This is a genomic window from Bacillus sp. ISL-77, from assembly GCF_018613105.1.
In genome coordinates this window covers 52,798-75,404 of sequence record NZ_JAGGQY010000026.1, presented here as the reverse complement: position 1 = coordinate 75,404, position 22,607 = coordinate 52,798, and the positions used below count along the sequence as shown (strand labels likewise).

20 protein-coding genes are annotated in these 22,607 nt (G+C 38.2%); 2 read left to right on the top strand and 18 right to left on the bottom strand.

Features of this window, described 5'->3' with window-relative positions; translation table 11 throughout:
* Nucleotides 1-1,185: 1,185 nt before the first annotated feature.
* Genes J7E77_RS10585 through J7E77_RS10575 form a run of 3 tightly spaced genes read right to left on the bottom strand, consistent with a single transcriptional unit; the run spans nucleotide 1,186 to nucleotide 2,559 of the window.
* Nucleotides 1,186-2,016: a hypothetical protein gene (locus J7E77_RS10585; protein WP_214714095.1), complete on the bottom strand. Its 831-nt coding sequence runs from the start codon at nucleotides 2,014-2,016 to the stop codon at nucleotides 1,186-1,188.
* A gap of 26 nt (nucleotides 2,017-2,042) precedes the next feature.
* Nucleotides 2,043-2,231 carry a hypothetical protein gene (locus J7E77_RS10580; protein ID WP_214714093.1) on the bottom strand — a complete coding sequence of 63 codons (189 nt, stop codon included), beginning with the start codon at nucleotides 2,229-2,231 and terminating at the stop codon, nucleotides 2,043-2,045.
* Between the two features lie 31 nt (nucleotides 2,232-2,262).
* Complete coding sequence (locus J7E77_RS10575; RefSeq protein ID WP_214714091.1) at nucleotides 2,263-2,559, bottom strand: hypothetical protein; 297 nt, start codon at nucleotides 2,557-2,559, stop codon at nucleotides 2,263-2,265.
* 145 nt (nucleotides 2,560-2,704) lie between these two features.
* Between J7E77_RS10575 and J7E77_RS10570 the strand changes: the two genes are divergently transcribed.
* Both J7E77_RS10570 and J7E77_RS10565 read left to right on the top strand, forming a co-directional pair.
* Complete coding sequence (locus J7E77_RS10570) at nucleotides 2,705-2,899, top strand: IDEAL domain-containing protein (protein WP_214714089.1); 195 nt, start codon at nucleotides 2,705-2,707, stop codon at nucleotides 2,897-2,899.
* A 291-nt stretch (nucleotides 2,900-3,190) separates the two neighbouring features.
* Nucleotides 3,191-3,433, top strand: coding sequence for an MFS transporter (locus J7E77_RS10565; RefSeq protein ID WP_251026897.1), 243 nt, complete (start codon nucleotides 3,191-3,193; stop codon nucleotides 3,431-3,433).
* Between the two features lie 428 nt (nucleotides 3,434-3,861).
* Here the strand turns inward: J7E77_RS10565 and iolI are convergent, their stop codons facing one another.
* The 15 genes from iolI to J7E77_RS10490 all read right to left on the bottom strand — a co-directional run bounded on the left by iolI (nucleotide 3,862) and on the right by J7E77_RS10490 (nucleotide 22,584).
* Nucleotides 3,862-4,716 (bottom strand): sugar phosphate isomerase/epimerase family protein, encoded by an 855-nt coding sequence (gene iolI / locus J7E77_RS10560; RefSeq protein ID WP_214714087.1) that lies wholly within the window; start codon nucleotides 4,714-4,716, stop codon nucleotides 3,862-3,864.
* A gap of 73 nt (nucleotides 4,717-4,789) precedes the next feature.
* The gene (iolG, locus tag J7E77_RS10555; protein WP_214714084.1) at nucleotides 4,790-5,824 is read right to left on the bottom strand and encodes a bifunctional inositol 2-dehydrogenase/D-chiro-inositol 1-dehydrogenase; all 1,035 of its coding nucleotides are present in this window, start codon (nucleotides 5,822-5,824) and stop codon (nucleotides 4,790-4,792) included.
* A gap of 98 nt (nucleotides 5,825-5,922) precedes the next feature.
* Nucleotides 5,923-7,350: a sugar porter family MFS transporter gene (locus J7E77_RS10550; RefSeq protein ID WP_214714083.1), complete on the bottom strand. Its 1,428-nt coding sequence runs from the start codon at nucleotides 7,348-7,350 to the stop codon at nucleotides 5,923-5,925.
* Between the two features lie 28 nt (nucleotides 7,351-7,378).
* A complete protein-coding gene (gene iolE, locus J7E77_RS10545; protein ID WP_214714081.1) occupies nucleotides 7,379-8,293 on the bottom strand; it encodes a myo-inosose-2 dehydratase in 915 nt (304 codons plus the stop codon).
* Nucleotides 8,294-8,602: 309 nt separating this feature from the next.
* Nucleotides 8,603-9,469, bottom strand: coding sequence for a helix-turn-helix domain-containing protein (locus J7E77_RS10540; RefSeq protein ID WP_214714079.1), 867 nt, complete (start codon nucleotides 9,467-9,469; stop codon nucleotides 8,603-8,605).
* 548 nt (nucleotides 9,470-10,017) lie between these two features.
* The gene (locus J7E77_RS10535) at nucleotides 10,018-11,439 is read right to left on the bottom strand and encodes a sugar porter family MFS transporter (protein ID WP_214714077.1); all 1,422 of its coding nucleotides are present in this window, start codon (nucleotides 11,437-11,439) and stop codon (nucleotides 10,018-10,020) included.
* A gap of 444 nt (nucleotides 11,440-11,883) precedes the next feature.
* A complete protein-coding gene (locus J7E77_RS10530) occupies nucleotides 11,884-13,083 on the bottom strand; it encodes a Gfo/Idh/MocA family protein (RefSeq protein ID WP_214714075.1) in 1,200 nt (399 codons plus the stop codon).
* 57 nt (nucleotides 13,084-13,140) lie between these two features.
* On the bottom strand, nucleotides 13,141-14,082 hold the full coding sequence (locus tag J7E77_RS10525; protein ID WP_214714074.1) for a sugar phosphate isomerase/epimerase family protein: 942 nt from the start codon (nucleotides 14,080-14,082) through the stop codon (nucleotides 13,141-13,143).
* Between the two features lie 317 nt (nucleotides 14,083-14,399).
* Nucleotides 14,400-15,308 carry an AraC family transcriptional regulator gene (locus tag J7E77_RS10520; protein ID WP_214714072.1) on the bottom strand — a complete coding sequence of 303 codons (909 nt, stop codon included), beginning with the start codon at nucleotides 15,306-15,308 and terminating at the stop codon, nucleotides 14,400-14,402.
* Nucleotides 15,309-15,627: 319 nt separating this feature from the next.
* The gene (gene iolE / locus J7E77_RS10515; protein WP_214714070.1) at nucleotides 15,628-16,524 is read right to left on the bottom strand and encodes a myo-inosose-2 dehydratase; all 897 of its coding nucleotides are present in this window, start codon (nucleotides 16,522-16,524) and stop codon (nucleotides 15,628-15,630) included.
* A 175-nt stretch (nucleotides 16,525-16,699) separates the two neighbouring features.
* Complete coding sequence (gene iolG / locus J7E77_RS10510) at nucleotides 16,700-17,719, bottom strand: inositol 2-dehydrogenase (protein ID WP_214714068.1); 1,020 nt, start codon at nucleotides 17,717-17,719, stop codon at nucleotides 16,700-16,702.
* A gap of 80 nt (nucleotides 17,720-17,799) precedes the next feature.
* A complete protein-coding gene (locus J7E77_RS10505; protein ID WP_214714065.1) occupies nucleotides 17,800-18,807 on the bottom strand; it encodes a LacI family DNA-binding transcriptional regulator in 1,008 nt (335 codons plus the stop codon).
* A gap of 155 nt (nucleotides 18,808-18,962) precedes the next feature.
* The gene (locus J7E77_RS10500) at nucleotides 18,963-19,958 is read right to left on the bottom strand and encodes a sugar ABC transporter substrate-binding protein (RefSeq protein ID WP_214714063.1); all 996 of its coding nucleotides are present in this window, start codon (nucleotides 19,956-19,958) and stop codon (nucleotides 18,963-18,965) included.
* Between the two features lie 96 nt (nucleotides 19,959-20,054).
* Nucleotides 20,055-21,071 carry an ABC transporter permease gene (locus J7E77_RS10495; RefSeq protein WP_214714061.1) on the bottom strand — a complete coding sequence of 339 codons (1,017 nt, stop codon included), beginning with the start codon at nucleotides 21,069-21,071 and terminating at the stop codon, nucleotides 20,055-20,057.
* A gap of 4 nt (nucleotides 21,072-21,075) precedes the next feature.
* A complete protein-coding gene (locus tag J7E77_RS10490; RefSeq protein ID WP_214714059.1) occupies nucleotides 21,076-22,584 on the bottom strand; it encodes a sugar ABC transporter ATP-binding protein in 1,509 nt (502 codons plus the stop codon).
* Nucleotides 22,585-22,607 lie beyond the last annotated feature (23 nt).

The window sequence follows — 22,607 nt, the reverse complement described above, 5'->3', positions numbered from 1 at the left end:
ATATATAGGTATTGCCCTTTTTCGTTGAATGTTTTTGAATGTTTTTGATTGTTTTTAAAGTATTTTTCTAGATATTAACTATCCTAATTTCACATATGTATTCATAAACAAATGTCTTCAACTCCTAAATCTCAATAACAATATGATTCATCAAGTATCTGTTTTTTTAAAAATTCCCTATGTTTGCACAGTTTTTAGATCCTAAAAACAGCATCTCCCTTTTAAAGCTATCCATTAAACTTATTCTTCCAAAGAAATCACTTCAATTTCTATAATTAAATTCTATCTAAGAGATTAACAAAAATCAATCACTTTCATTCAAAATCTTTCAAAAACGTCCAAAACCTTTCAAAGTCCTATACTTTTAAAAGTTAAACTATTAATTCTTCAGTTTTTTACATTTAGTGACATTCTAGTTGTTTTGATTCAACATATCTTTGAAATTGGACATACAAAACTCATGTTCATTATTTAACATATCTAAAGTTGTGCCAGCTCTCCAACATGCTTTTTACTGCTGCAGAATAATAAGGATTTCCATATCCTCCTGTCCTAACTTATAGAAATTAAGAATATCGGAAAATAATAGGATCGCTGCCAACCCAAGATAATGTCAGTTGAACTTGAGTATTACTTGGTTCATAGAATCTCTCAATACCTATCTTTTATTGACTCACCCTTAACCATACTAAAGGAATATGAAATAAATATTACTGTACCAAAAAGTTCTGTTGATGTTTACAGAGCAAATTCATATCAAGGCCGTGCTTGGCTGGTCGCGGTACACGGGATTGTCGCTGCTCTCTATGATCAGAGAACATACAATTATTATTTAAAGCCATTCGCCTCTAATAGAGAAACGAATGGCTTTTTTCTTTGGTTTTTTAATAATTTTGAACAAAACTTGGTGAGTTGGCCTCCAAATAAAACCCAAGATATGTCTTTTTAGCTGATCAGTATATGAAAGATAAAGATGTTTAAGAAAAAATAATGTTAAATTTTTCCAACAGTAAATATCTATAAAAGTATATTTTAATAATAATGATGGAATAGTCAACAAAGTTAAAGATAATTTATATATCAACATATAATATATAATGACATATATGTTGATATATGTTTTGAAAATATTATTAAAATATTGGTAGAGAAAAGAAATTCGGAGGTGTACACAAAAGCCGTATCCTAAGAATACTTGTAGTGAACAACTTCCATTCGATATAACCAGAACAACGTCCTGAGATCTGGAGCCGCCTGTAGTTCCATTACGTTTTTACCGTTTAACCAGGAAGCAGGAAGGAAAAATTCCACTCGATGGGGGTTGAAGCCAGCTCCAGCTATAGTCACCAATTGTTTGTTTATTCTCAGACTGATGGGAGGGTATCTTTCCTGATTTCCGTTTCGTGATACTAGACCAGTGAATGCAGCGATAGTATGGCCGTTTCTCATCTGGTCATCGTTCAAAGGAAATCGGAACGCAACTGAACGTCCGTTGCTCACGATGACATGGTCAGATCTGAAAAAACTCTCATTTTTAAGCGGATGTAGTCCGGGAGACGTTTCCGGCGGATTCAACTCAACGGATGAATACAGCTTGGAGATCGCTTCGTTGATACCGTCTTCCGGCAAATTTGCGGCTTTCAACGCAGGACGCATGGACTCTTTTTCCAATGTTGGGAAGACCGTAGGGGAATAGAGTACTTCCGCTACGTCCAAAGCTGTTCTCATTTTTGGAAAGACACCGGAAACGGAAAGTGCCTGGGCTACTTGCTCTGGCTGCGTGTATCCCACGTCGGCGGATAAATATGTTACAGCCAATTGCTCAGGGGATAACTCCGTAAACACAGGGGTCGGATCGCTGTGTTTTAGGACTTGCCCCAATTGCTCAGGGGATAAACCGGAGTAAAATCTCAAAATTTCATGCGCCAAGGAAGCGGGTAATGCTTGTGGAAACGCAAGGCGTAGCAACCACGCCTGATAGGCAGCGTTCTCCACTACATAGCTTGATAGATTCATAGCTCTCCTCTTTTCTCTTTTCTGCTTTAGTTTCCGTACGTCTCCTGAATGGCTGCCATATGGTCGTCAGCGCTGGATCCAGGGAAAACTGTTGCTAATGCGGAAAGTACCTCTTCCTTGTCCGAATATCCCGCAATTTGCAGTGTTTGGACCATCTTCAAAGGAGTATCTGTGGTATCGCTAAAATACAGCCGCACAAGTATCGCCATTTGCAATGGTTACGCTGCGTACGGCGGATTGTCGTCCTTAATTTTCCAGGTCCGCTTCAGATGCGATTTTTCCTTGCTCCTGCAGAGCGAAGATGGATTGCTCTACGCTAAAAACGGGAAAAGCGCCCAAAGTTAGAACCATAAAATCATGCATGTTAATTTTCCCTTGGTAATATGTGCCCAACGCTTTACTCGCCTGGGCAGCAGAGATACCTGCTATACTAAGCGACCAGGCCATTTGTGCGGGAACACTAGTGGAACCTGTAAATTCATTTCCCAGCAAGGTTACTAGCAGCAACGGGTTGTTACGAATTTCCGGATACAGACCGGCCAACACATTGTTTCTCCATACTCATGAATTGATTCGTAACCAAATATGTAGATTCATTTTGTTTCTCTCTCAAATTACCAATTTTAAATGTTTGAATAGTCAGAAAATTATTAGTATAATAGAAAAAAGATCAAGGAGTTGATTTCTTATGGAAAAGAATTTGCTTAATTCACCACAACCTGAAGTTAATGTCATGGATTCTCTATTTGCTGAAATGGTGTTAGACAAAGCCCTGCGTGATTTCCGAAAAGAGAAAATTCAAAAGAAAATCGACCTGTCCTTAAGAGATAAAAATAAAGCAGAATTCATACGATTAACAGAGGAATTAAAGAAAGTTTCTTAAAATGGTTTTATGTAAATAGGTCTTATATAGTATAAAGGTTCTTCCAGTCGAAGATCCTTTATACTGCTTGTTGAACTAAACGTATCCGTTAGCCACCCATGCATCGCACGCTACACCACAGAAAATGAAATTGGGTACCCTCGGACTATTCTTTTATAAAGATTGGCAAACCATGTCGTTACATTTTGGTACCTTAGAGCTCATGTAGATGATAATTAAATATCATTTCTCGAATACATTCTAACCTTTTCATTTTTTGTTTTTGAAATCAAAAACCTCCTACATTTAGGCTTGGGCCTTGGGAGTGCACTTGTAGGAGTTATTTTGAAAATGGGCGGTTATATTCCGAATGCTAAACAAACTGCAACCGCTTTAAATTATATTGAAATAAGCTTTATCTGGATACCACTAGTCATCTGTATACTGATCGGAATCACCCTGATTCCCTACAAACTCGATGATAAACGGGCAGAAATGGACTTAGAACTTGAACGCCGCCGATCAGGCGCAACGCCAATTCAAAATGTTGGTTGATGCATGGGATGATGCATGGGGACGGTTCTTTTGCAAAATTCTCATAATTTAAGAAGAATGGTATAAACCGAATGACCCCGACTAATCGGTATAGTGTGAAGGAAAGTGGAGTGCAATGTAAATATATAGCTGATAAGTATACTAAAACTTAAACATTTTTAACTAATACAACCCTTTTCAGAATGAAAAGGGCTGTTTTCTAATCCATCACTATATAAAATAAGTAGCAAAATGTATACTAAATACTATTACTATTTGTTATATCATTACCAATATATACCTATAACACTGACCTCGTTTATTTTTTGCCGCTACATATGAATGTTGCAGTATTTTGATTAAGGTAAGTTGCCCTACTTTGGGGTGCAGTACACACTTTTACGTGTCGAGTTACTACTATCTACAATTTAAAACTTTTGCTTGTTCAGTTATCCAACTGCAATGGTATCAAATTCAAAATACTTTGAAGCTACTTTTACTGTTGTTTCTTTAGAAACCTTAATGGCCTCCTCTGCGTCTAATTGATAATATTCCGGACGGAATAATTCTACAGACGCAACATCTGAAAAACCAATTTCCTTCAATGTTGATAAAATGCCATCTAAATCAATTGCACCTAATCCAGGCCATACTCGATCCTCATCTGTTAAGAATCCAATTGGGAAATCTTCTGTATCATCCATGTGTAAGATAAAGATTTTCGAGCCGTCTGCGTTCTTCAGGTCTTCCATTTTTGATCCCATCGCATGGAAGTGGAAACAATCAAGAACTAATCCGACATTCTCACGATTAACTGTCTCCACAATATCGTAAGCTTGCCCAAAAGTATTGACCGTACATTGCGGATGTCCAACAAATTCAACGGCGATTTTAATGCCATAGCCTTGAGCAATGTCAGATAATTCTTTTAAGACTTCTACACAACTGTTTTTAATATCTTGTTTCAGAATCTTTTGTTCAGTAACCAATGGCACTGCTACCACATACTGAACACCAATCTTTTTACCTAATTCCATCATTTCTTTGAATTCTTCAATGATGGCCTGATAGCCCTCTTCATCCCGATTGTTGAAAAATACAAGAGCATTAAATGCAAGCGGCTTAATATGATGGGTTTGGAAATATTCTGCGAGTTCATCAATTGTATGGTCTTTTAGATACTCAGGCAACTTGTCCATGGTACGAATTTCGATAGAATCATAACCATGTTTTTCACAGTATTCCAAATCCTTAGCTAGATTAGAGTTTTTCAGTGTAGTAGCTTCGTTAAAACATAATTTCATCGGTATCATCTCCATAGGGATATAGTTAATTTTACACTCAAGGGTGATTTACTTATCATTTGTTTTAAAAGAATTAAGCCTCTTGAAGCTGCTTCTCACTATAAAATGCCGGCTTTTCTCGAAGAATAATCGGTTCCTTTTGACCTGTTTGCTGGGCTTGAACACATGCATCTGCTGTTACTTGCGCAATATAGCCATCCCATGATGTTGGTCCTTGAGGCTCGCCAGTTTTATTAATGGAATCAATAAAGTCCTGGATTTCGACATTATAAGCATCCATAAAACGGTATTTCCAATCATTTAAGATGCTTGTGCTAAGTTTTTCATCCTTTCGCATCACGATACTGGAGAATTCAGGTAATTTTGCAATACCATCTTCACCAATGATTTCACATTGAATATCATAGCCATATTTACAATTTACAAACACTTCCACATTCATCACAATCCCGCCAACTGTTTCGATTGTAAATAATTGTGGATCTTGCAGCTTTTCATGTGAGTATTTTGTTTTCCTTGGAAAAACAACTTGAACAGATTTATAGTCATCATTTACAAGCCAGTGAAGTACATCAATTTCGTGGATTAATGTATCTACTACAGCCATTTCCGTCACATAATTTTCGCCTACAGTTGGATTACGGTGTGCCGCACGAATCATTAATGGCTCACCAATTTCATTGTTATCAATGGCTTGTTTTAATTGAACATATCCACTATCATAACGGCGCATGAAGCCTACTTGAACTAATTTTTTACCTTGTTTCATTTCTGCTTCCACGATTCTCATACAGCCTTCCGCAGTAGTCGCTAACGGTTTTTCACAAAAAACATATTTACCAGCCTCAACTGCAGCTACAACTGTTGCTTCATGTGCTGGCCCCCAGCTTGTAACAATGACGACATCCACATTCGCATCGGCAATTAGTGCTCGATCGTCTGGATAAACGACAGCATCTAATCGATAGGTTTCAACCGTTTGTTTTGCAGATTCTTGATTAACATCTGTTACTGCTACAATTTTCCCTCCGGATAATTTATTTGTAATTCGATCAATATGCTCTCTGCCAATTGCACCTGTTCCTACTACACCAAATCTTAAAGTCATGTTGATACTCTCCTTTATATTTACGAATTTAATGTGATACATCTAGATGGCGCTTTCATTTTTTAGTTAATTCACAATTCAATCATTGTTTTATAAGATTATTGATTGGAAGCTTGTTTATGACTTTCTTGTTCATAGTTACGGAAATAACTTTCTAACTGCTCAAGTGACTTTCCTCTTGTCTCTGGCAAGATTTTATTCACAAATATAATGGCGGCAATTCCACACACAGCGAAAATGAAGAAGGTTATCGATAAGCCCACTGCACTTAGTAATATTGGGAAAAATAGCCCAACAAGGAAGTTTGTGATCCATAAGCAGAAAACCGTAACACCCATTCCAAGACCGCGTAATTTTTGCGGGAAGATTTCAGATAACATTAACCAGGTTACCGGAGAAATAGCACCCTGCTGGAATGCTAGGAAGGTAACTGTCAAGCTAAGAACTACAAACGGAAGCGCTGGTGATCCTTTAAGTACTAACGAGAATACCCCAATTAAGGCAAGAGCTGCCGTTGTTCCCGTCAATCCAGCAATAAGCATCGGACGTCGACCGACTTTTCCTAAAAGCCAGATACCGACAAAAGTTGCTAATACTGAGATGGCACCATTAGCAATATTTCCGATTAGTGCTGCATTGGTTGAAAAACCTGATTTTTGAAGAATTTGAGTGCCATAATACATGATGGAATTAACACCCGTTATTTGTTGCACAATCGCAATCCCAATTCCAATCCCGATTATCCGGCGGACCCACGGCACATTTAAATCCCCAAATGTTGCATGCTGAACCCCTGACTCTTGAGAAATATTATTTTTAATCTCATCAAGTTCCGATTCGGCACGGTTTGCTTCACGTATTTCTTTAAGGACTCTTAGTGCATCCCCCAGTTTTCCTTTTGATGCAAGCCAACGCGGGCTCTCTGGAACCGCTAACATTCCAAACCATAAGACCACAGCCGGAAGTGACGCAATCACTAACATGTAACGCCAAACATGTGAAGCTCCTTCGCCAAGCGTATTTCCAAGGATGGCATTAAATACAAACGCTAACAATTGACCGGAAACAATCATTAATTCGTTCTGGGTAACCATCCTTCCCCTCTTCTCAACCGGAGACATTTCCGCTAAAAAGGATGGCACCATAACGGATGCAGCCCCTACGGCTAAACCCAGCAAGAATCGGAAGACGATCATAACACCAGCAGATGGTGAAAGCGTACATCCAATGGCTGCAATAAAGAATAGTAAAGCGAGATTTAGAATCATTTTGCGGCGGCCAAAACGGTCGGATAAACGCCCACCAAATACGGATCCAAGCGCAGCTCCAAAAAGTAATGAACTTGTAACGAAACCTTCCGTCACCGGTGTCAGATTTAGCTGGTCAGGTTTTGCCATAAAAGGTAATGCTCCGTTAATAACACCGGTGTCATATCCAAAAAGAAGTCCCCCAAATGTGGATATAACCGTAATCTTTTTTAAAGCTTTTTCGTAATCATGTGGTTTTTCAATCGCTTGATTACTCATGTTCTCCCTCCCCAGGGTTCGTTTTTTTTTAAGCTTTTATTAATGAACCAATTTCTAATGGAATTAATTCTTCATTAATATAATTACGGGCTTTCAACGCATACTCCAACGGATGTGCAACTGAGGGGTCTTGTTCTGCTTCAATGACAATCCAGCCTGAATAATTCGTTCCGAGAAGCTTCTTGTATACTTCTGTAAAATCAATGCAGCCGTCACCAGGAACTGTAAACATTCCTGCCAAAAAGGATTGTAAGAAGGACTTTCCTTCTTTTTCACATTGTTCTTTTACCGCTTGACGCACATCTTTAAAATGAACGTGATGGATGCGATTGAGATGTTTATTTAATAGAGTCATATAATCAGCATCGGATACATAGATATGGCCGGTATCATACAGCAAATGAACGTGATTAGGATTAGTGTTTTCCATAAGACGATCAATTTCTGCTAATGTTTGTACGCCCGTCCCCATATGATGGTGAAAAACTAGCTTCAAATCATATTCTTCAGCAATTTTTCCTAATTCATTTAGTCCCTGGCATAACTGAGCCCATTCTTTATCTGTGAAGTATGGTTTTTCATTGAAAACATTTTTATCTATACCTTGAATACTATAGGTTTGTTCTGATACGACAGCAACAGCTGCATTAACCGCTTTCAAATACTCACAATGTTTATGGAAAGCTTTAGAGGCTTCTTCCACACCGTCTCGAATAATAAAACTGCTAAACCATTGTCCTGCAATTTTTAATTTGCGAAGTTGAAGCTCTTTGTTCAATACTTTAGGTTCTGGAAAAAAGCCACCAACTTCTGTTCCCTCAAAGCCTGCTACTACAATATCACTTAGTAAGTGGGACAATGTATTCTCTGCCCCAATTTCAGGAATGTCATCATTGCGCCAACCAATTGGAGCAATCCCCCATGAAATTTTTTTATTTCCCATCGTATAACCTTCTTCCTTATAAAAGTAGGACTGTTTAACCGGTTGTTTTATGAATAGCGTAAAAACCCGAAATAATATATCCTCCCTCTCTTATTAGTGGATTTCACTCCAATTATCGTCTGCAGACAAGAGTGTTCAGTCATATGTTCACAAAGAGATATTGATTAGTTCCTATTTTATAGATTATGAAGAATCGATGTATTATAAAAAATTGCTATCTAATTATCATTTCTTGCTAAACTTTTAGAAGTGTATCAAGATTTAACAAAAAAATACCCACATAAATGGATATTTTTTAAAAATATGTAATTAAAAACAAAGTTTTCTAAACTTTCCAGGAGTTATGCCCCCAGTAGATTGGGAGAACACTTTAATAAAATGGCCAATACTATTAAATCCGCAATCCATGCTTATTTGCTCGATTGAAAGATTGGTTTCCACCAATTGATTCTTAGCTTGGATCAATCTGTAATTTAGTACATATTGGTGAGGGCTGGTTCCTATATACTTTTTAAACGTACGACAAAAATGATAGGTACTTATATTGGATATTTCACTCAGCTGGTCGACGGTAATTTTAGATGAGTAATTCTCACTTATATAAGACAGTACGGCTTGAATTTCGGTTGGCACTGCTTTTGTCCCATTTGTATCTCTGTTTTCAAACGTATTACGGGTACTTTCTACTAAATTACCAAGCAGTTTATAAATTTCTAAAGATATTTTAAAGTCTATTTCCTGGTTCGACGCTATAAGTGATAAAATATTTGGAATATTATTTTGTTCAGTCGGCAGTCTAAAAATACACCCCTTTCTTTTGTATAACTCTTTATACATAACTTGCGTGTGACTACCTGTAAAGTGAAAAAATTGGAAGGTCGTTTCTTCCGCTGCATAGTAGTTATTATTTTCTTTACAATCTAGAAGAACAATATCATCTTTCGAGGCTACAAATGATTGGTCAAGATAGTGGAAATGCATCGATCCTTTTTTTATATAAAAAATGATAAAGGAATTCATGTAATCACGCTTAATGCTGTAGGGAACATCTACTATATATTCACCGCCCCATAGGACATAATTATATAATTCTTTCGTTAAAGCGGAAGGTTCATAGAAATATAATCCCTTTTTTGACTTGATGCCCGGTTCTACCTTTGGAATATAGAAATTCATTTTTTCACCTCTCACCAATTGTAAACACTAATTTAACATTATTAAATATAGTATATTTCATACAGACTCAAATGTAATGGTCTATTTTTTTGGAACTATTCGAACATTTTATACAATAGCACGGTAAATATTCTCTGAACACCATGTACGAGCGTTTTTTATTGAACATGAAAAAAAAGAGAAATATTGAGATAATTCATATTTTACACGCTTACATTATGAATGTTAGCGTTTTTTTAATACATGTTTTCGTTTTCATCACGATTGCTAAAGGGACTCACGAGGTACAAAATTAAATTAAACTAAACTAATTCCCAGGGGGAAATCATGATGAAAAGAATAATTAAATTCATTAAACATACAATACCATCTTTTAAAAAGTCAATGGATCAATATGGAGAGGCACGAATCATTTTTTATGAAAGTATGTGTGCTTTAAGCGAAAAAAAGTAAGGTAATTTTATTAATAATCTCATAAAAAAAAGCATAAAAAAACGCGGAGTAGTCCTCTAGACCATCTCCGCGATTCAGTTATTCATTTATTTTTTCTATGCTCTCATTTTAAAGTTGTCCTCTATTTGTTCTAATGAAAGCCCTCTTGTCTCTGGCAAGTTTTTCGCTACAAACACTACCCCAATGAACCCAAACACAGCAAATAAGAAAAATGTTCCTGAAAGTCCGACAACCTTTAAAAGTGTAGGGAAAAATAGACCTACTATAAAATTACAAAGCCATAAAAACAATGTAGCAATTCCCATACCAGCACCACGGAAACGAACAGGGAAAATTTCAGCAATAATGAGCCACCCTAAAGGACCAATTGCTCCTTGGAAGAAGGCTAAATATAGGACTGTCAGAGATAAAACTACCAATGGCAAGGCCGGTGAACCAGCAAGCGCGAAAGTAGAAATACCGATCGTAATAAGAACAACTGTTACACCAGTTAACCCTGTAAGCAGCATTGTCCGTCTGTTGACTTTGTTCGTGAGAGACATACCAACTATAACAGCAATAACGGCGATTAATCCATTTGCTACATTTGCAATCAAAGCTGTTTTTGTTCCAAAACCAGCATTTTCTAGAATTTGTGTTCCATAATACATAATAGAGTTTATACCAACTAACTGGGATACTCCCCCAATTATAGCCCCTAGGAAGATAATACGTTTGATCCAAGGTACCCTTAAATTCTTTAGCGTCACTTTTTCTATTTTTTGCTCTGCTTGGATATGTGCTTTTATTTCATTTAATTCTTGTTGTGCTACACCCTCATTACGAATCATTTGAAGCACTTTTAGTGCTTCAGCCATTTTTCCTTTTGATGCCAACCATCGAGGACTTTCTGGTAAAATAACCACTCCAATCCATAAAGCCACAGCTGGTAATGTTGCAACTACTAACATGTAACGCCAAGCATGTCCTGTATCACCAAAGACATTTCCGATGACTGCATTACATATATAAGCTAGAAACTGCCCAGTTACAATCATCAATTCATTTCGAGTAACCATCATGCCCCGCCGATCCGATGGAGACATTTCCGCAAGATAGGATGGTATTATGACTGAAGAACCACCGACAGCAAGCCCCAGCAAAAAGCGGAAAATAATCATGATTGATGCATTGGGTGAAATAACGCAGCCTAATGTTGAAAATAAAAATAAAATAGCTAGATACATGATTAGGCTTCTGCGCCCTTTTTTATCTGATAATCGGCCTCCCACTAATGACCCCATAGCAGCACCTAAGATTAATGAACTCGCTACTAACCCTTCTGTAAAAGCATTAAGATTTAATTGGTCAGGTTTAGCCATAAATGGAAGTGCTCCATTAATAACTCCTGTATCATATCCAAATAATAGCCCCCCAAATGTTGATACAGTAGTAATTAATTTCAAGAACTTTTTTGGGTTCTTTTTCTTCTCATGTTCCAGTTGAACTGGAATATCAGAAACTTTGAGATTTTGCATGTTAAATTTCCCCTTTGTCTAATTGTTTTTAACAAATTTCTTATCCCAGATTCCTTGATTAAGTCAGGTTGGAATAATAGACTCCCATAAAGATCCTTGCTCATTCGGGATCCATTTAAAACGCTTTCACTTTACTCAATTTTGAATCAAACTGATTCTATTTATATTTCTCATAATATAACCTAAAGTGGTACTGTAATTTTGAAATGCGATGTTGTGGTTTTCGGGGGTTCATAATTTTTAATGTTAATTATTGTAGATGACATGAGATTTTTAACTAAAAGACAGATTCCTGCATTGGCACAATTCAATAAGGAAAGTCTCAGGATATGAGGTAAAAAAATATATTTTATCTGACCGAGGAACAATCTATGGTAATTGCCCCCCGGCCTTATAATACATTCAGTTGAATCTCTTCATATAACGAAGCTGTTTAACCTTTTTTTAGACTAGCTGTGGTTTTTTATTCTCATATTCTACCCAAACGGATCCGTTGTCTGCAGAACGAACACAGTTTTCAATCCAGCGAATACCTTCAATTCCAGCATTAATATCAGGGTATACCAGATTTTTCAATGTTTCCTCATCCCCGCGATTTTTTGCATCAATGGCAATGGCAAATTTCAGATAAATATTTGCCCAAGATTCGGTTAAACCTTCTTGATGCAATGCTCCCAAACGCTCATCAGCATTACATGTTTCATCCAAGTAAGGCATTGCACGTATTAAAGTTTGAATAGGTTCTCCCTGAACTTCCAACTTAAGTTCATTTGGTTTGCTATCCCACCATTCTAGGCTTGCTTTAGATCCGACAATGCGAATTCTGTGGCCGTCCATACATCCTGCATTGATAGAAGATGTCCATAGTCTTCCTACTGCTCCGTTTTCATATTGCATCAAAACAAAAGCATTATCCTCTAAAGGAGCACGGGATCCAACAAAACTTTGTCGGTCACATAATAATTTTTTAATTTTCATGTTTGGCATAATCAGCTCGGACATATAGTAAGTATGGGTTGAAAGATCTCCCAAAACAAAACTTGGACCAGCAACCTTAGGATCCACACGCCATTTTTGGGCAGCATTTGTTTTATCACCTTGTTCGGTTGCACTAAAACCATGTGTGTACTGTAAATCAACCACACGAATATCACCGATCTTACCTTGTTCAATCATGGCCCGCATTTGAAGCAGCAACTGATTCCCAGAAAAACCATAAGTAACTCCCACAATTTTTCCTAGTTTCTCTGCTAGGGCTTTTATCTCCTCACCCTCTGCCACAGTAAAGAACAAAGGTTTTTCACAAATAACATGCAATCCGGCTTCCAATGCTTCTTTCGTAATTTCATAATGGGTTCCGTTAGGAGTGGCAATGGATACAACCTCGATACCATCTTCCCGTTTCGCTTCTTCTGCAAACATTGTTTTATAATCAGGATAGCAGCGATTCTCATCGACACCAAGATTAACACCAAAGTCTTTTCCTCTTTCTGCATCGATATCAAATGCACCCGCTACCAATTGATAAGCTGTATTATCTCTTAGTGCCCCAATGCGGTGTTTATAACCAACCTGGCCAGTTCGCCCGCCTCCAATCATCGCCCAACGTAGTGGTCTTTCAATCTTTTTCTCTCCATTTAACATCGTAAAAACTCCTCTCAATTGAATAATTTTTAGTATTTTTCAGAAATATCTGTAAAATTAAAAGCTAAGTGTTTGTTTTAAAGCATCTATCGATGTTCTTATTCCTGCCTCAATGGACATGGTCAGATCTTCCATTTCTAGTGAAACTTCACCGTTATATCCCATCATGCGAACAACAGAGAAGAATTCTTTCCACCATTGCAAATCTTGACCGCAGCCGACAGCCACATAATTCCATGCTCTATTTGCTGTATCCGTAACCTCTTTTGTTTCCAATACACCATTAACAGCTGATAAATGTCTTTCAATTCTTACATCTTTACCATGAACATGGTGAATCGCTGCTCCCAGTTCTCTGGCTGCCAAAATGGGATCTGCTCCCATCCAGATTAAATGGCTTGGGTCTAAATTCAATCCAACCATCGGTCCAACTGCATTCCGTAATCTAAATAATGTTTCCGGATTATACACTAGCATAGAACTGAAATTTTCAAGGGCAATTTTTTCGACACCACATGATTCAGCCTTTTTCACTAACTCTTTCCAATAGGGGATCGCTACCTCATTCCATTGATAATCCAAAATATCTTTTAATACTGGAGGCCAGCTTACTGTATAGGTAATCCAGTTAGGAATTTTATCTTCCGGGCTTCCTGCCGGCAGACCACTCATCATAATGACCTTCTTAACACCAAGTAAACCGGCTAATTCCATTGTTTTTTCTGTTACTTCTCTGTGCTCTTTTCCAAGTTCACCTGGATCTAAAGGATTTCCAGAACAATTCAATGCACAAAGCTTAATATTCCGCTTTTCTAGTTCGCCTAGAAATTCACTTCTTTTTGCTTCACTTTCCAGCAATTCATTTAAACGCAAATGTGGAGCCGGTGACCAACCTCCTGTTGTCATCTCAATCGTATCAATCCCCATTTCAGCCACCGTATCCAGCATTTTTTCAAACGGCAAGTGGCCTAAGCTATCTGTTACATATGATAATTTCATAGAATTTTCCTCCTTGTTTTGATTGCTGTGTATTTCTGAATCCTTTATTGCATAAAAGTGTTTGGTTTTTACATTTAAGGACATCTTACAAATTAACCTGTTTTTGGAGAATTCGCTTTCATTTTCCCATGTCTGTATTTTCCAATGAATCACCTTCTATGATCTTGTCATGACCTTGTTTACATAGCTAATTATATAAAAAGAATTCAGAATAGTAATTAAATTATAGAGACATGTTTTTATACTTTAAGGACATCTTTCTTTAAATGATTAAATTTTAATCGTAAAAAAACACCCCCAATATAATAATAGAGGTGTCAGCTATGCGAATATGTAGTTGTATTTTGATCTACAAACAGAGAGCGAAACTTTCCTGGTGATATTTGCATCATGGAAGTAAAAACACGGGTAAAATATTGAACATTCATAAAACCCGTTTCCTCAGCAATTTCTTTTAACGACAAATTCGATTTTTTGAGTAAAATCATGGCTTTTTTTATTCGTTCGTCTTGAACATACTTTGAAAAACTAACTCCTAATTCAGATACAAAAACACGAGACAAATGTCTTCCGGATATGTGTAGATGTTTGGCTACTTCCGTAAGCTTCAAGGAATTTGATAAATTGTCATGAATATATAACTGCGCCTGCGTAAGGAGTACGGAGTGCTGTTCGGGATCATGTTTATGATTACTCTTATTCAAAGCAGGAACAAAATCCTGCAATATGGAGAGAATAAGAGAATAAGCAATATTGGAGAGCATTTCTTCAAAAAACTCATTTTGCCGCTTTGTTGCCTGGATAAGCAGTGATTTCCATAATAATGCTGTTTCCATTTCATCTTTATCATGTAAAATTACTTCGGTGCATAGTTTGGCAGTCTCCATGATTTTGATCCAGCTTTCACTCGATTCGGATTCAATTAGTTCAAAGGCAACATATAATAAAGACAAGCCCTTTTCACTTTTTATTTGATGTAAAATTTCAGGTCTCGATAAAAAAAGTGTATTTTCTTGAAGTGTAAAGGTACTTTGATCGTCTATGTAGGTTCCTTCCCCTTCGACTACATAACACACTTCGAAAAAGGAATGTTTATGTAATTGATTGTCATAATGTTTCGGCATGACTCCCCAATAATGAACTTGAAAAGAGGCATTATTTTGGTTTAAACGATGAACATAATCATTCAAAGAAGTTTTTCCAGAAAGGTATTTATTTAAATCCAATATAAGCACTCCTATTCAAAGTGATGTAAACGCTTTATATGGTATTAATTAAAACTAAATAGCCTTTGGGACTATCCAACTTATCTTAGTTATTAAATTTTTTTAGTATAGTGAACTCTTCATTATTCCGTCTTGTCTTGTACACTTATTTAATGGTTCAAATACATTCTAGATGCCAGCCTTACTTTTTTCAACAGATTGTCATTTAACTTGAAGATTAAGGCTCAAGCACATCAAAGAAGAACCCTTTAAGAGTTCTTCCTCAGCCCTTACTTCTAATTGCACGAATACTATTTCTTAGAGAGGTATTTTCTTTCCTTTACAGCCCGGCTGTTTCCCGGATGTACTTCCTTGCTTTCACTGCATATTCAAATGGATTTGCAATTGCCGGATCCTGTTCGGCCTCGACTACAAACCATCCTTTATAGTTTGCTTCGCTTAGCACCTCAAATACCGGTTTGAAATCAATGACGCCGTCTCCTGGTACGGTGAAAACCCCTGATTTAACAGCCTGCAAAAAGCTCATTTTTTCACTATGTACTCTTTCCACGACTTCCAAACGGACATCCTTTAAGTGAACGTGATGGATCCGATCAACGTATTTTTTTAACACTGACAGGTGATCTTCGCCAGAGAATACAAGATGTCCTGTATCGTAAAGAAGGGATACTTTTTCAGGGTCGGTTCCTTCCATTAAACGGTCGATTTCTGTTGTGGTTTGCACGCCTGTCCCCATGTGGTGGTGGTAGACAATTTTCATTCCTTTTTCAGCCGCCAGGTCGCCAAGGCGAGTCAGCCCTTCCGATAAGAGCTTCCATTCTTCTTCAGTATTTACAGGTTTATTTGCAAATAGCGGTGTTTCCATTTGGCCCTGGATGCTGTTGCCTTGTTCTGAGACAACAATTACTTTTGCACCCATTTCATGAAGAAAATCACGATGTTCTATAAAAGTTTTTTCAGTTACTTCAAATGACTTTGATGTTAAAAAGGAACTAAACCAAGCACTTGCAATCTCTAATCCTCTTAAAGAAAGGGTCTTTTTTAAAACCTCTGTATCTCGCGGATACTTGTTTCCCACTTCACTTCCCGAAAAACCGGAAAGCGCCATTTCGCTTATGCATTGCTCGAAGGTAACTTCGCTGCCGAGTTCAGGCATATCATCGTTCGTCCAGCCGATTGGGGCAATTGCCAATTTTACTTGATTTGCGTTAAACATTGTCTTATCCTCCATCATTCATTGTCCTGTGTTTTAGCAATAATGGCCTTTTTAGTAATAATGGCCTATTCGTCTCATTGCCTTGTAAGTTAATACAAAACCTCCTAACTGCATCAGATCAAACGGATGGCTTCTCTACTATTAGGAGGTTCGTAGTATCATTTCTTCATTTCTATTAAATTACTGGAGCTGCAAGATTTAATTGAACTGGGGCACCCTTTTCAAGCGATTCTTTTGCTGCTTTCGCGATTTTTTGCGCTTGTAAGCCATCAAAGCCTGTGCAGGCAACTTCTTTCTTTTCAAGAATAGAGTAAGTAAATTCTAAAACTTCATCAATATATGCCTGGTTGTAACGCTCAAGGAAAAAGTAAAGCGGCTTATCTAGCGTAACAGCCTCAACTGTTGATACTTCAACAGTCGTAGGACGATTGTTATCAGCTTGTGCTGCCCCTTTTTCACCGAAAACTTCAAGGCGCTGATCATATCCGTACACTGCCTGACGGCTGTTATCAATTACTCCCAGTGCACCATTGGCAAATTTCAATGTAACGATAGCGGTATCAATATCACCAACTTCACCGATTGCCGGATCCACCAGCACTGCTCCGGCAGCAGAAACCTCGACAACTTCACTGTCCATTACATAGCGTGCCATATCAAAATCGTGGATCATCATATCCATAAACAATCCGCCGGAAGCTTTCACATAGTCAACACCTGGCGGCTCTGGGTCACGGGAAGTAATTCGTAAAATATGCGGCTGACCAATTTGACCATCTTTTACAAGTGTTTGAATTCTCCGGAAATTCGGATCATAGCGGCGGTTAAAACCAATTTGCAGCTTTACTCCCGCTTTTTCAACAACAGCTAATGCTGCTTCTGTTTCTTCTACGGAAAAACTTACTGGTTTTTCACAGAAGATATCTTTGCCGGCAAGTGCTGCTTCTTTAATGATTGTTGCGTGAGTATTGGTTGGTGAACAAATGAAAACTGCTTGGATATCCGGATCTTCGAGCAATTCATGGTAATTGTTTGTCAGTACTTCAATTTGTTTTTCCTTCCCCCATGCCTCTAGATGATCAATTACAACATCTGAAACACTTTTAATGCGAATTTGTGGTATCTTTCTTAAATTTTCTACATGCAATTTTCCAATCCGGCCTGCGCCAATTATTCCTACTGTTAATGATGTCATTGTGATTCCTCCGATTTATTAAAGGTAATGTTTGGTTAAGCGCTTACTCTATACCCACGCCGAAAAGTCGATCGGCATCATTAAAGATTTTTTAAGTTTCTTACAGATTTACGTTCAACCAACCTAGGTGAAAGCATAATTCGCTGCTGCGGGATCCTTGGGTCTTTTATTAGCTTTAATAGCTGATCCATCGCAAATTTTGCCAACTCCTGCTTTGGCTGGGCAATCGTCGTTAAGCCGGGTTCGGTTAATTCCGCGTAAATCGTATTATCAAAGCCAACTATAGATAGATCATTTGGTATGCGGATACGTGCCTTACGTGCTTCCTTGATAAAAATTGCCGCAATTAAATCGGTTGAAGCAAACACTGCTGTCGGCCTATTCTCCAATTGCAATATCTTCCTTGCTGCAGCTTTTGCGTCGTCTATTTTAGACATGGCATTTAAAGTCCATTCATCCTTTAAGACAACCCCTTCATCAGCCAGGGATTTTTTAAAGCCTTCAAGACGCATTCTGCCGCTGGCCCGGTTTTGCTCTGCGATTATAGCAATTTCTGTATGCCCCATATCAAGGAGGTACCTTCCTGCCATATATCCCCCTCGTACATCATCTGTTGTTACAATATGTGATGAAAAACGGAGGCTGTCAACAGAAAACATTAAATGCGGTATATCCCTTTTTTGAAGACTTTTATAGGCCTTCCAATCTTCAGGCTCTGTCGCAATAATAATCCCGTCAACCTGTTTTTTTTGTAATAATTCTAAATAATCATGTTCGCGTTCAATCTGGTAATCCGTACTGCATAAAATAATGGAATAGCCCATTTCCCTGGCGTTGTTTTCCAACGCACGGGCAACTTCAGCAAAAAAGGCATTTGAAATATCAGGAACAAGAACACCGATTGTAAAGGTTTGCTTACCTGTTAAAGCAGTAGCAACACTGCTTGGCTGATATTCAAGCTCCCTCATTATTTTCAGAACTTTATTTCTCGTTTCTTCACTGATACGGCCTGTATCGTTAATCACCTTGGAAACGGTTGCAATCGAGACCCCTGCCTTTTCAGCTACATCATAGATCGTAGGCTTCATTTTCTTCCAAACTCCCTTTAATAATCCTTATTCTGGTATTATTTTACCACAAAGGATTACCGGGTGATGCTATGCTATATTGGAATCTCTTTTTTAAAACGAAATTTCCCGCTTATTTTAAAACTTTCACAAACATTTTTAAATTGTATGATCCATTAATTACCTACATACTGTTTAATCTTAGAAAGTGACTCATCCACATTTTCTTTAGTAATCACATTAGCACCGGAATCAATTCGTTTGTCAACTGACTGTCCATGAATTGCTTTAACCGCTGCATCTACAGCCATATAACCAATCTTATACGGATCCTGGGCTACCTCAGCATCCAGCCCGCCTTCTTTGATCGAATTTAGTCCCTCTGATGTTCCATCGAACCCAACAACCATTACTTTGCTGTTTTTTGATTGAACAGCACGTAATGCACCTAATGCCATATCCTCGCTTGTTACGAATACCGCTTTAATTTTAGGATTTGATTGAAGAATATTTTGCATTACATTCATCGCTTTCGCTCTGTCACTATCAGCAGGTTGAATCGTCACGACATTAATACCAGCGGCTTTCAGGGCTTTTTCTGCTCCATTGGTCCGGTCATCGTGGGTTTTATCACCCAAAGCTCCACGAATGATGGCTACCTTATCTCCTTTATGAAGTTTATTGGCCATGTATTTTCCACCTTCTTGACCAGCCACTAAATTTCCTGTTCCTACGAAACTAACTTTTTCAGAATAGTTTGCATCTGTATCTGCCAAAATGACAGGAATCTTATTTCTATTGGCCTGTTGAAGAACATTAAGTACGGTAGCGGGTTGGCTAGGTGCGACAACCAAAGCATTCACATTATTGGTAATTTGATCTTGAATCAGCGTAACTTGTTTTTGTACATCCGTTTCAGCACTAGGCCCCATTACTTCTACAGTAACTCCATCTTTTTTACCCGCATCCATTGCACCACGCTGAACCAGCTTCCAATATTCACTATTTAAAGCTTTAAGAACAACAGAGACCTTTACTTCTCCATTTGAAGCAGACTTATTAGAACCAGAAGCAGTCTTGCTTGCCCCTGAAGAAGCCGAATTGCTGCATCCCCCCATTACTAATCCGGCCCCTAATACACTCATCATTAAAATCCCTCTAAGTTTTTTCATCATTTCTGCCCCCTTAAAATTTAAGTTTAAGAAATCGTATTCTCCCGAGCATTATTCTTTGATGATATTTTTTTGAATCAACTTTTTCACACAGAATTAGTTTTTCTTACTTTTGCGTTGACGAAGAACGTCAACATACACTGCCGCAATGATAACCAATCCGATTACCGCCAGTTGAGCATCTGCGGAAACGTTAAGAAGGTTAAGGCCATTTTGAAGGACAGCAATTACTAGCGCCCCGATTAATGTGCCGGAAACTGTACCAACCCCGCCGAAAAAGCTGGCGCCACCAATAATAACAGCTGCAATGGCATTTGTTTCATAGTTTAATCCTGCTAGTGGGAATGCGGAGTTAACTTGACCTACCATTACTAATCCGGCAAGTCCTGCCATTAAGCCGCTAAGTGAATAAACAATCAGAAGCACTCGGTCCACATTAATACCAGACAAGCGTGCAGCCTCCTTATTGCCTCCGATCGCATAGATATAGCGGCCTGTCTTTGACCTGGTAAGGAAAATGTGAAACAGTACATAAACAACAATGACAAGAAGAAAGCTGACTGGAATCGGACCAACAAATTGATTTCCGGCAAATTGAATGGCAACCGGGAACCCAGCAATCGGTGCGGCTGCGGTTACAATTAGAGCAATACCGCGGCCGATGAATTGTGTACCAAGTGTAGAGATAAACGGATGCGGTAAATGCAGCTTCGTTAATAACAGTCCGTTTACCCAGCCAAATAAAGAACCTACACCAAGACAAACAATGACACCAATAAATGGGTTCATATGCAGGTTAACGGTAACGATTCCCATTAACATGATCGATACGGCAAGAATAGCACCAACTGACAAGTCAATCCCTGCTGTTATGATTGCTAAAAGCATTCCAAGCGCCATTAAAGCATTGATGGCCGATTGACTGGCTATATTCATAAGGTTATTTACGGTAAGAAACTTATCTGATAGGCAGGTAAGTATGACAATCAAGATGACAAGAGCTAATAGAGGTCCCAGCTTACCAATTATTTTCTTTAAAGTGATCTTTTCTTTTGGATCTGTGTTCACCGAAAGATTCTTTTCTGATTCTGTCACTAATTGAACTTGACTCATTTTCTCATCCTCCTGTAGCCGCTTTCATTATTCGGTCTTGCGAAGCTTCTTCAATCGGCAGATCTGCCGTTAATTTCCCTTCACTCATGACTAATACCCGATCACACATGCCAAGAATTTCAGGAAGGTCCGAAGAAATCATCAATACCATGGAACCGTTTTCAACTAACTGATTCATCAAGCGATAAACTTCAACTTTTGCCCCTACGTCTATCCCTCTTGTCGGTTCATCAAAGATAAATACCTTCGCATGTGTGCATAACCACTTGGCAATAACAACCTTTTGCTGATTTCCGCCACTCAAGTTCCTGGAGTGAAGTTCAATGTTACCAGGACGAATTTTTAACTCTTTTACATACTTTTGTGCTTCCTTACGCATTTCTTTTACATCCAGCAGACCTGTACTGCCTTTAAACTTTTCCATATTCGCTATAGCAATATTAAAGTCAAGTGTCATGTCGAGTAGTAGACCTTCACTTTTGCGATCCTCTGTAATAAAAGCTATCCCTGCGTTTATGGCGTCGCGTGGAGATTTAATCTTTATTTCCTGACCGTCAATAAAGACTTTACCGCCTTTATGGTGGTCAACACCGAAAATAGATCTGGCCAATTCTGTACGGCCCGCACCTACAAGTCCAGAGATTCCAACAATTTCTCCATAATGGACTGAAAAATTAACCGGTTGGGTCGTGCCTGCTACGATTAAATCTTCAACACGAAAGCCCTCTTTTCCAAGGGTAAAGGACTGCTTTGGAAACTTTTCATCTAATGATCGTCCCACCATCAGTTCAATCCAGTAATCACTTTCTGTTGTTTTAACTGGTAAAGTTTCGATTTTAAATCCATCTCGGAGAATGGTTATCCGATCGCCAAGGTGTTTAATTTCCTCAAGGCGATGGGAAATAAAGATAATGGCGATGCCTTTTTTCTTAAGCTCTTCGACCACTTTATAGAGCTGTTCTACTTCCTGGGCGCTTAAACTGGAAGTAGGCTCATCCATAATAATTAATTTGGCATCTAACGTGATTGCTTTTGCAATTTCAACTAACTGCTGCTGTCCAATACCAAGTGTTCCCAGTTGTTTATCTGCAAGTTTCGGGCTTTGGCCAAGCATCTCCAAGCAGCGCTCAGCTTCTTTGCGCATTGCTTTATGGTTAAGCAAGGACATTTTTCCGCCGTGTTTTAATTCTCTTCCAAGAAAGATATTTTCATAGACCTTCAGTTCAGGAATGACATTTAGTTCTTGATAAATGGTAGCAATGCCTAGTTTCATGGAATCAACTGGGTTATTTAGTGTTACCGAGCTCCCTTCCCAATAGATTTCTCCTGCGTCCTTTTGATGCACGCCTGTTAAAATCTTGATTAAAGTAGATTTACCTGCACCGTTTTCCCCCAGCAGCACATGTACTTCACCCGGTCTTACGTCAAGATCGATTCCCTTTAATACATGGTTTTGAGCAAAACTTTTCTTAATTCCTTTAATTTCGAGAAGGCTCCCTCCACGTACAACCATATATTGTCTCCTTTCTGCAATTA

Excerpts from the sequence above, each read along its gene's own strand:
- J7E77_RS10585 (WP_214714095.1), bottom strand. The coding sequence starts at position 2,016 with ATGAATCTATCAAGCTATGTAGTGGAGAACGCTGCCTATCAGGCGTGG.
- J7E77_RS10570 (WP_214714089.1), top strand. The coding sequence starts at position 2,705 with ATGGAAAAGAATTTGCTTAATTCACCACAACCTGAAGTTAATGTCATG.
- iolI (WP_214714087.1), bottom strand. The coding sequence starts at position 4,716 with ATGAAATTATGTTTTAACGAAGCTACTACACTGAAAAACTCTAATCTA.
- iolG (WP_214714084.1), bottom strand. The coding sequence starts at position 5,824 with ATGACTTTAAGATTTGGTGTAGTAGGAACAGGTGCAATTGGCAGAGAG.
- J7E77_RS10550 (WP_214714083.1), bottom strand. The coding sequence starts at position 7,350 with ATGAGTAATCAAGCGATTGAAAAACCACATGATTACGAAAAAGCTTTA.
- iolE (WP_214714081.1), bottom strand. The coding sequence starts at position 8,293 with ATGGGAAATAAAAAAATTTCATGGGGGATTGCTCCAATTGGTTGGCGC.
- J7E77_RS10540 (WP_214714079.1), bottom strand. The coding sequence starts at position 9,469 with ATGAATTTCTATATTCCAAAGGTAGAACCGGGCATCAAGTCAAAAAAG.
- J7E77_RS10535 (WP_214714077.1), bottom strand. The coding sequence starts at position 11,439 with ATGCAAAATCTCAAAGTTTCTGATATTCCAGTTCAACTGGAACATGAG.
- J7E77_RS10530 (WP_214714075.1), bottom strand. The coding sequence starts at position 13,083 with ATGTTAAATGGAGAGAAAAAGATTGAAAGACCACTACGTTGGGCGATG.
- J7E77_RS10525 (WP_214714074.1), bottom strand. The coding sequence starts at position 14,082 with ATGAAATTATCATATGTAACAGATAGCTTAGGCCACTTGCCGTTTGAA.
- iolE (WP_214714070.1), bottom strand. The coding sequence starts at position 16,524 with ATGTTTAACGCAAATCAAGTAAAATTGGCAATTGCCCCAATCGGCTGG.
- iolG (WP_214714068.1), bottom strand. The coding sequence starts at position 17,719 with ATGACATCATTAACAGTAGGAATAATTGGCGCAGGCCGGATTGGAAAA.
- J7E77_RS10505 (WP_214714065.1), bottom strand. The coding sequence starts at position 18,807 with ATGAAGCCTACGATCTATGATGTAGCTGAAAAGGCAGGGGTCTCGATT.
- J7E77_RS10500 (WP_214714063.1), bottom strand. The coding sequence starts at position 19,958 with ATGAAAAAACTTAGAGGGATTTTAATGATGAGTGTATTAGGGGCCGGA.
- J7E77_RS10495 (WP_214714061.1), bottom strand. The coding sequence starts at position 21,071 with ATGAGTCAAGTTCAATTAGTGACAGAATCAGAAAAGAATCTTTCGGTG.
- J7E77_RS10490 (WP_214714059.1), bottom strand. The coding sequence starts at position 22,584 with ATGGTTGTACGTGGAGGGAGCCTTCTCGAAATTAAAGGAATTAAGAAA.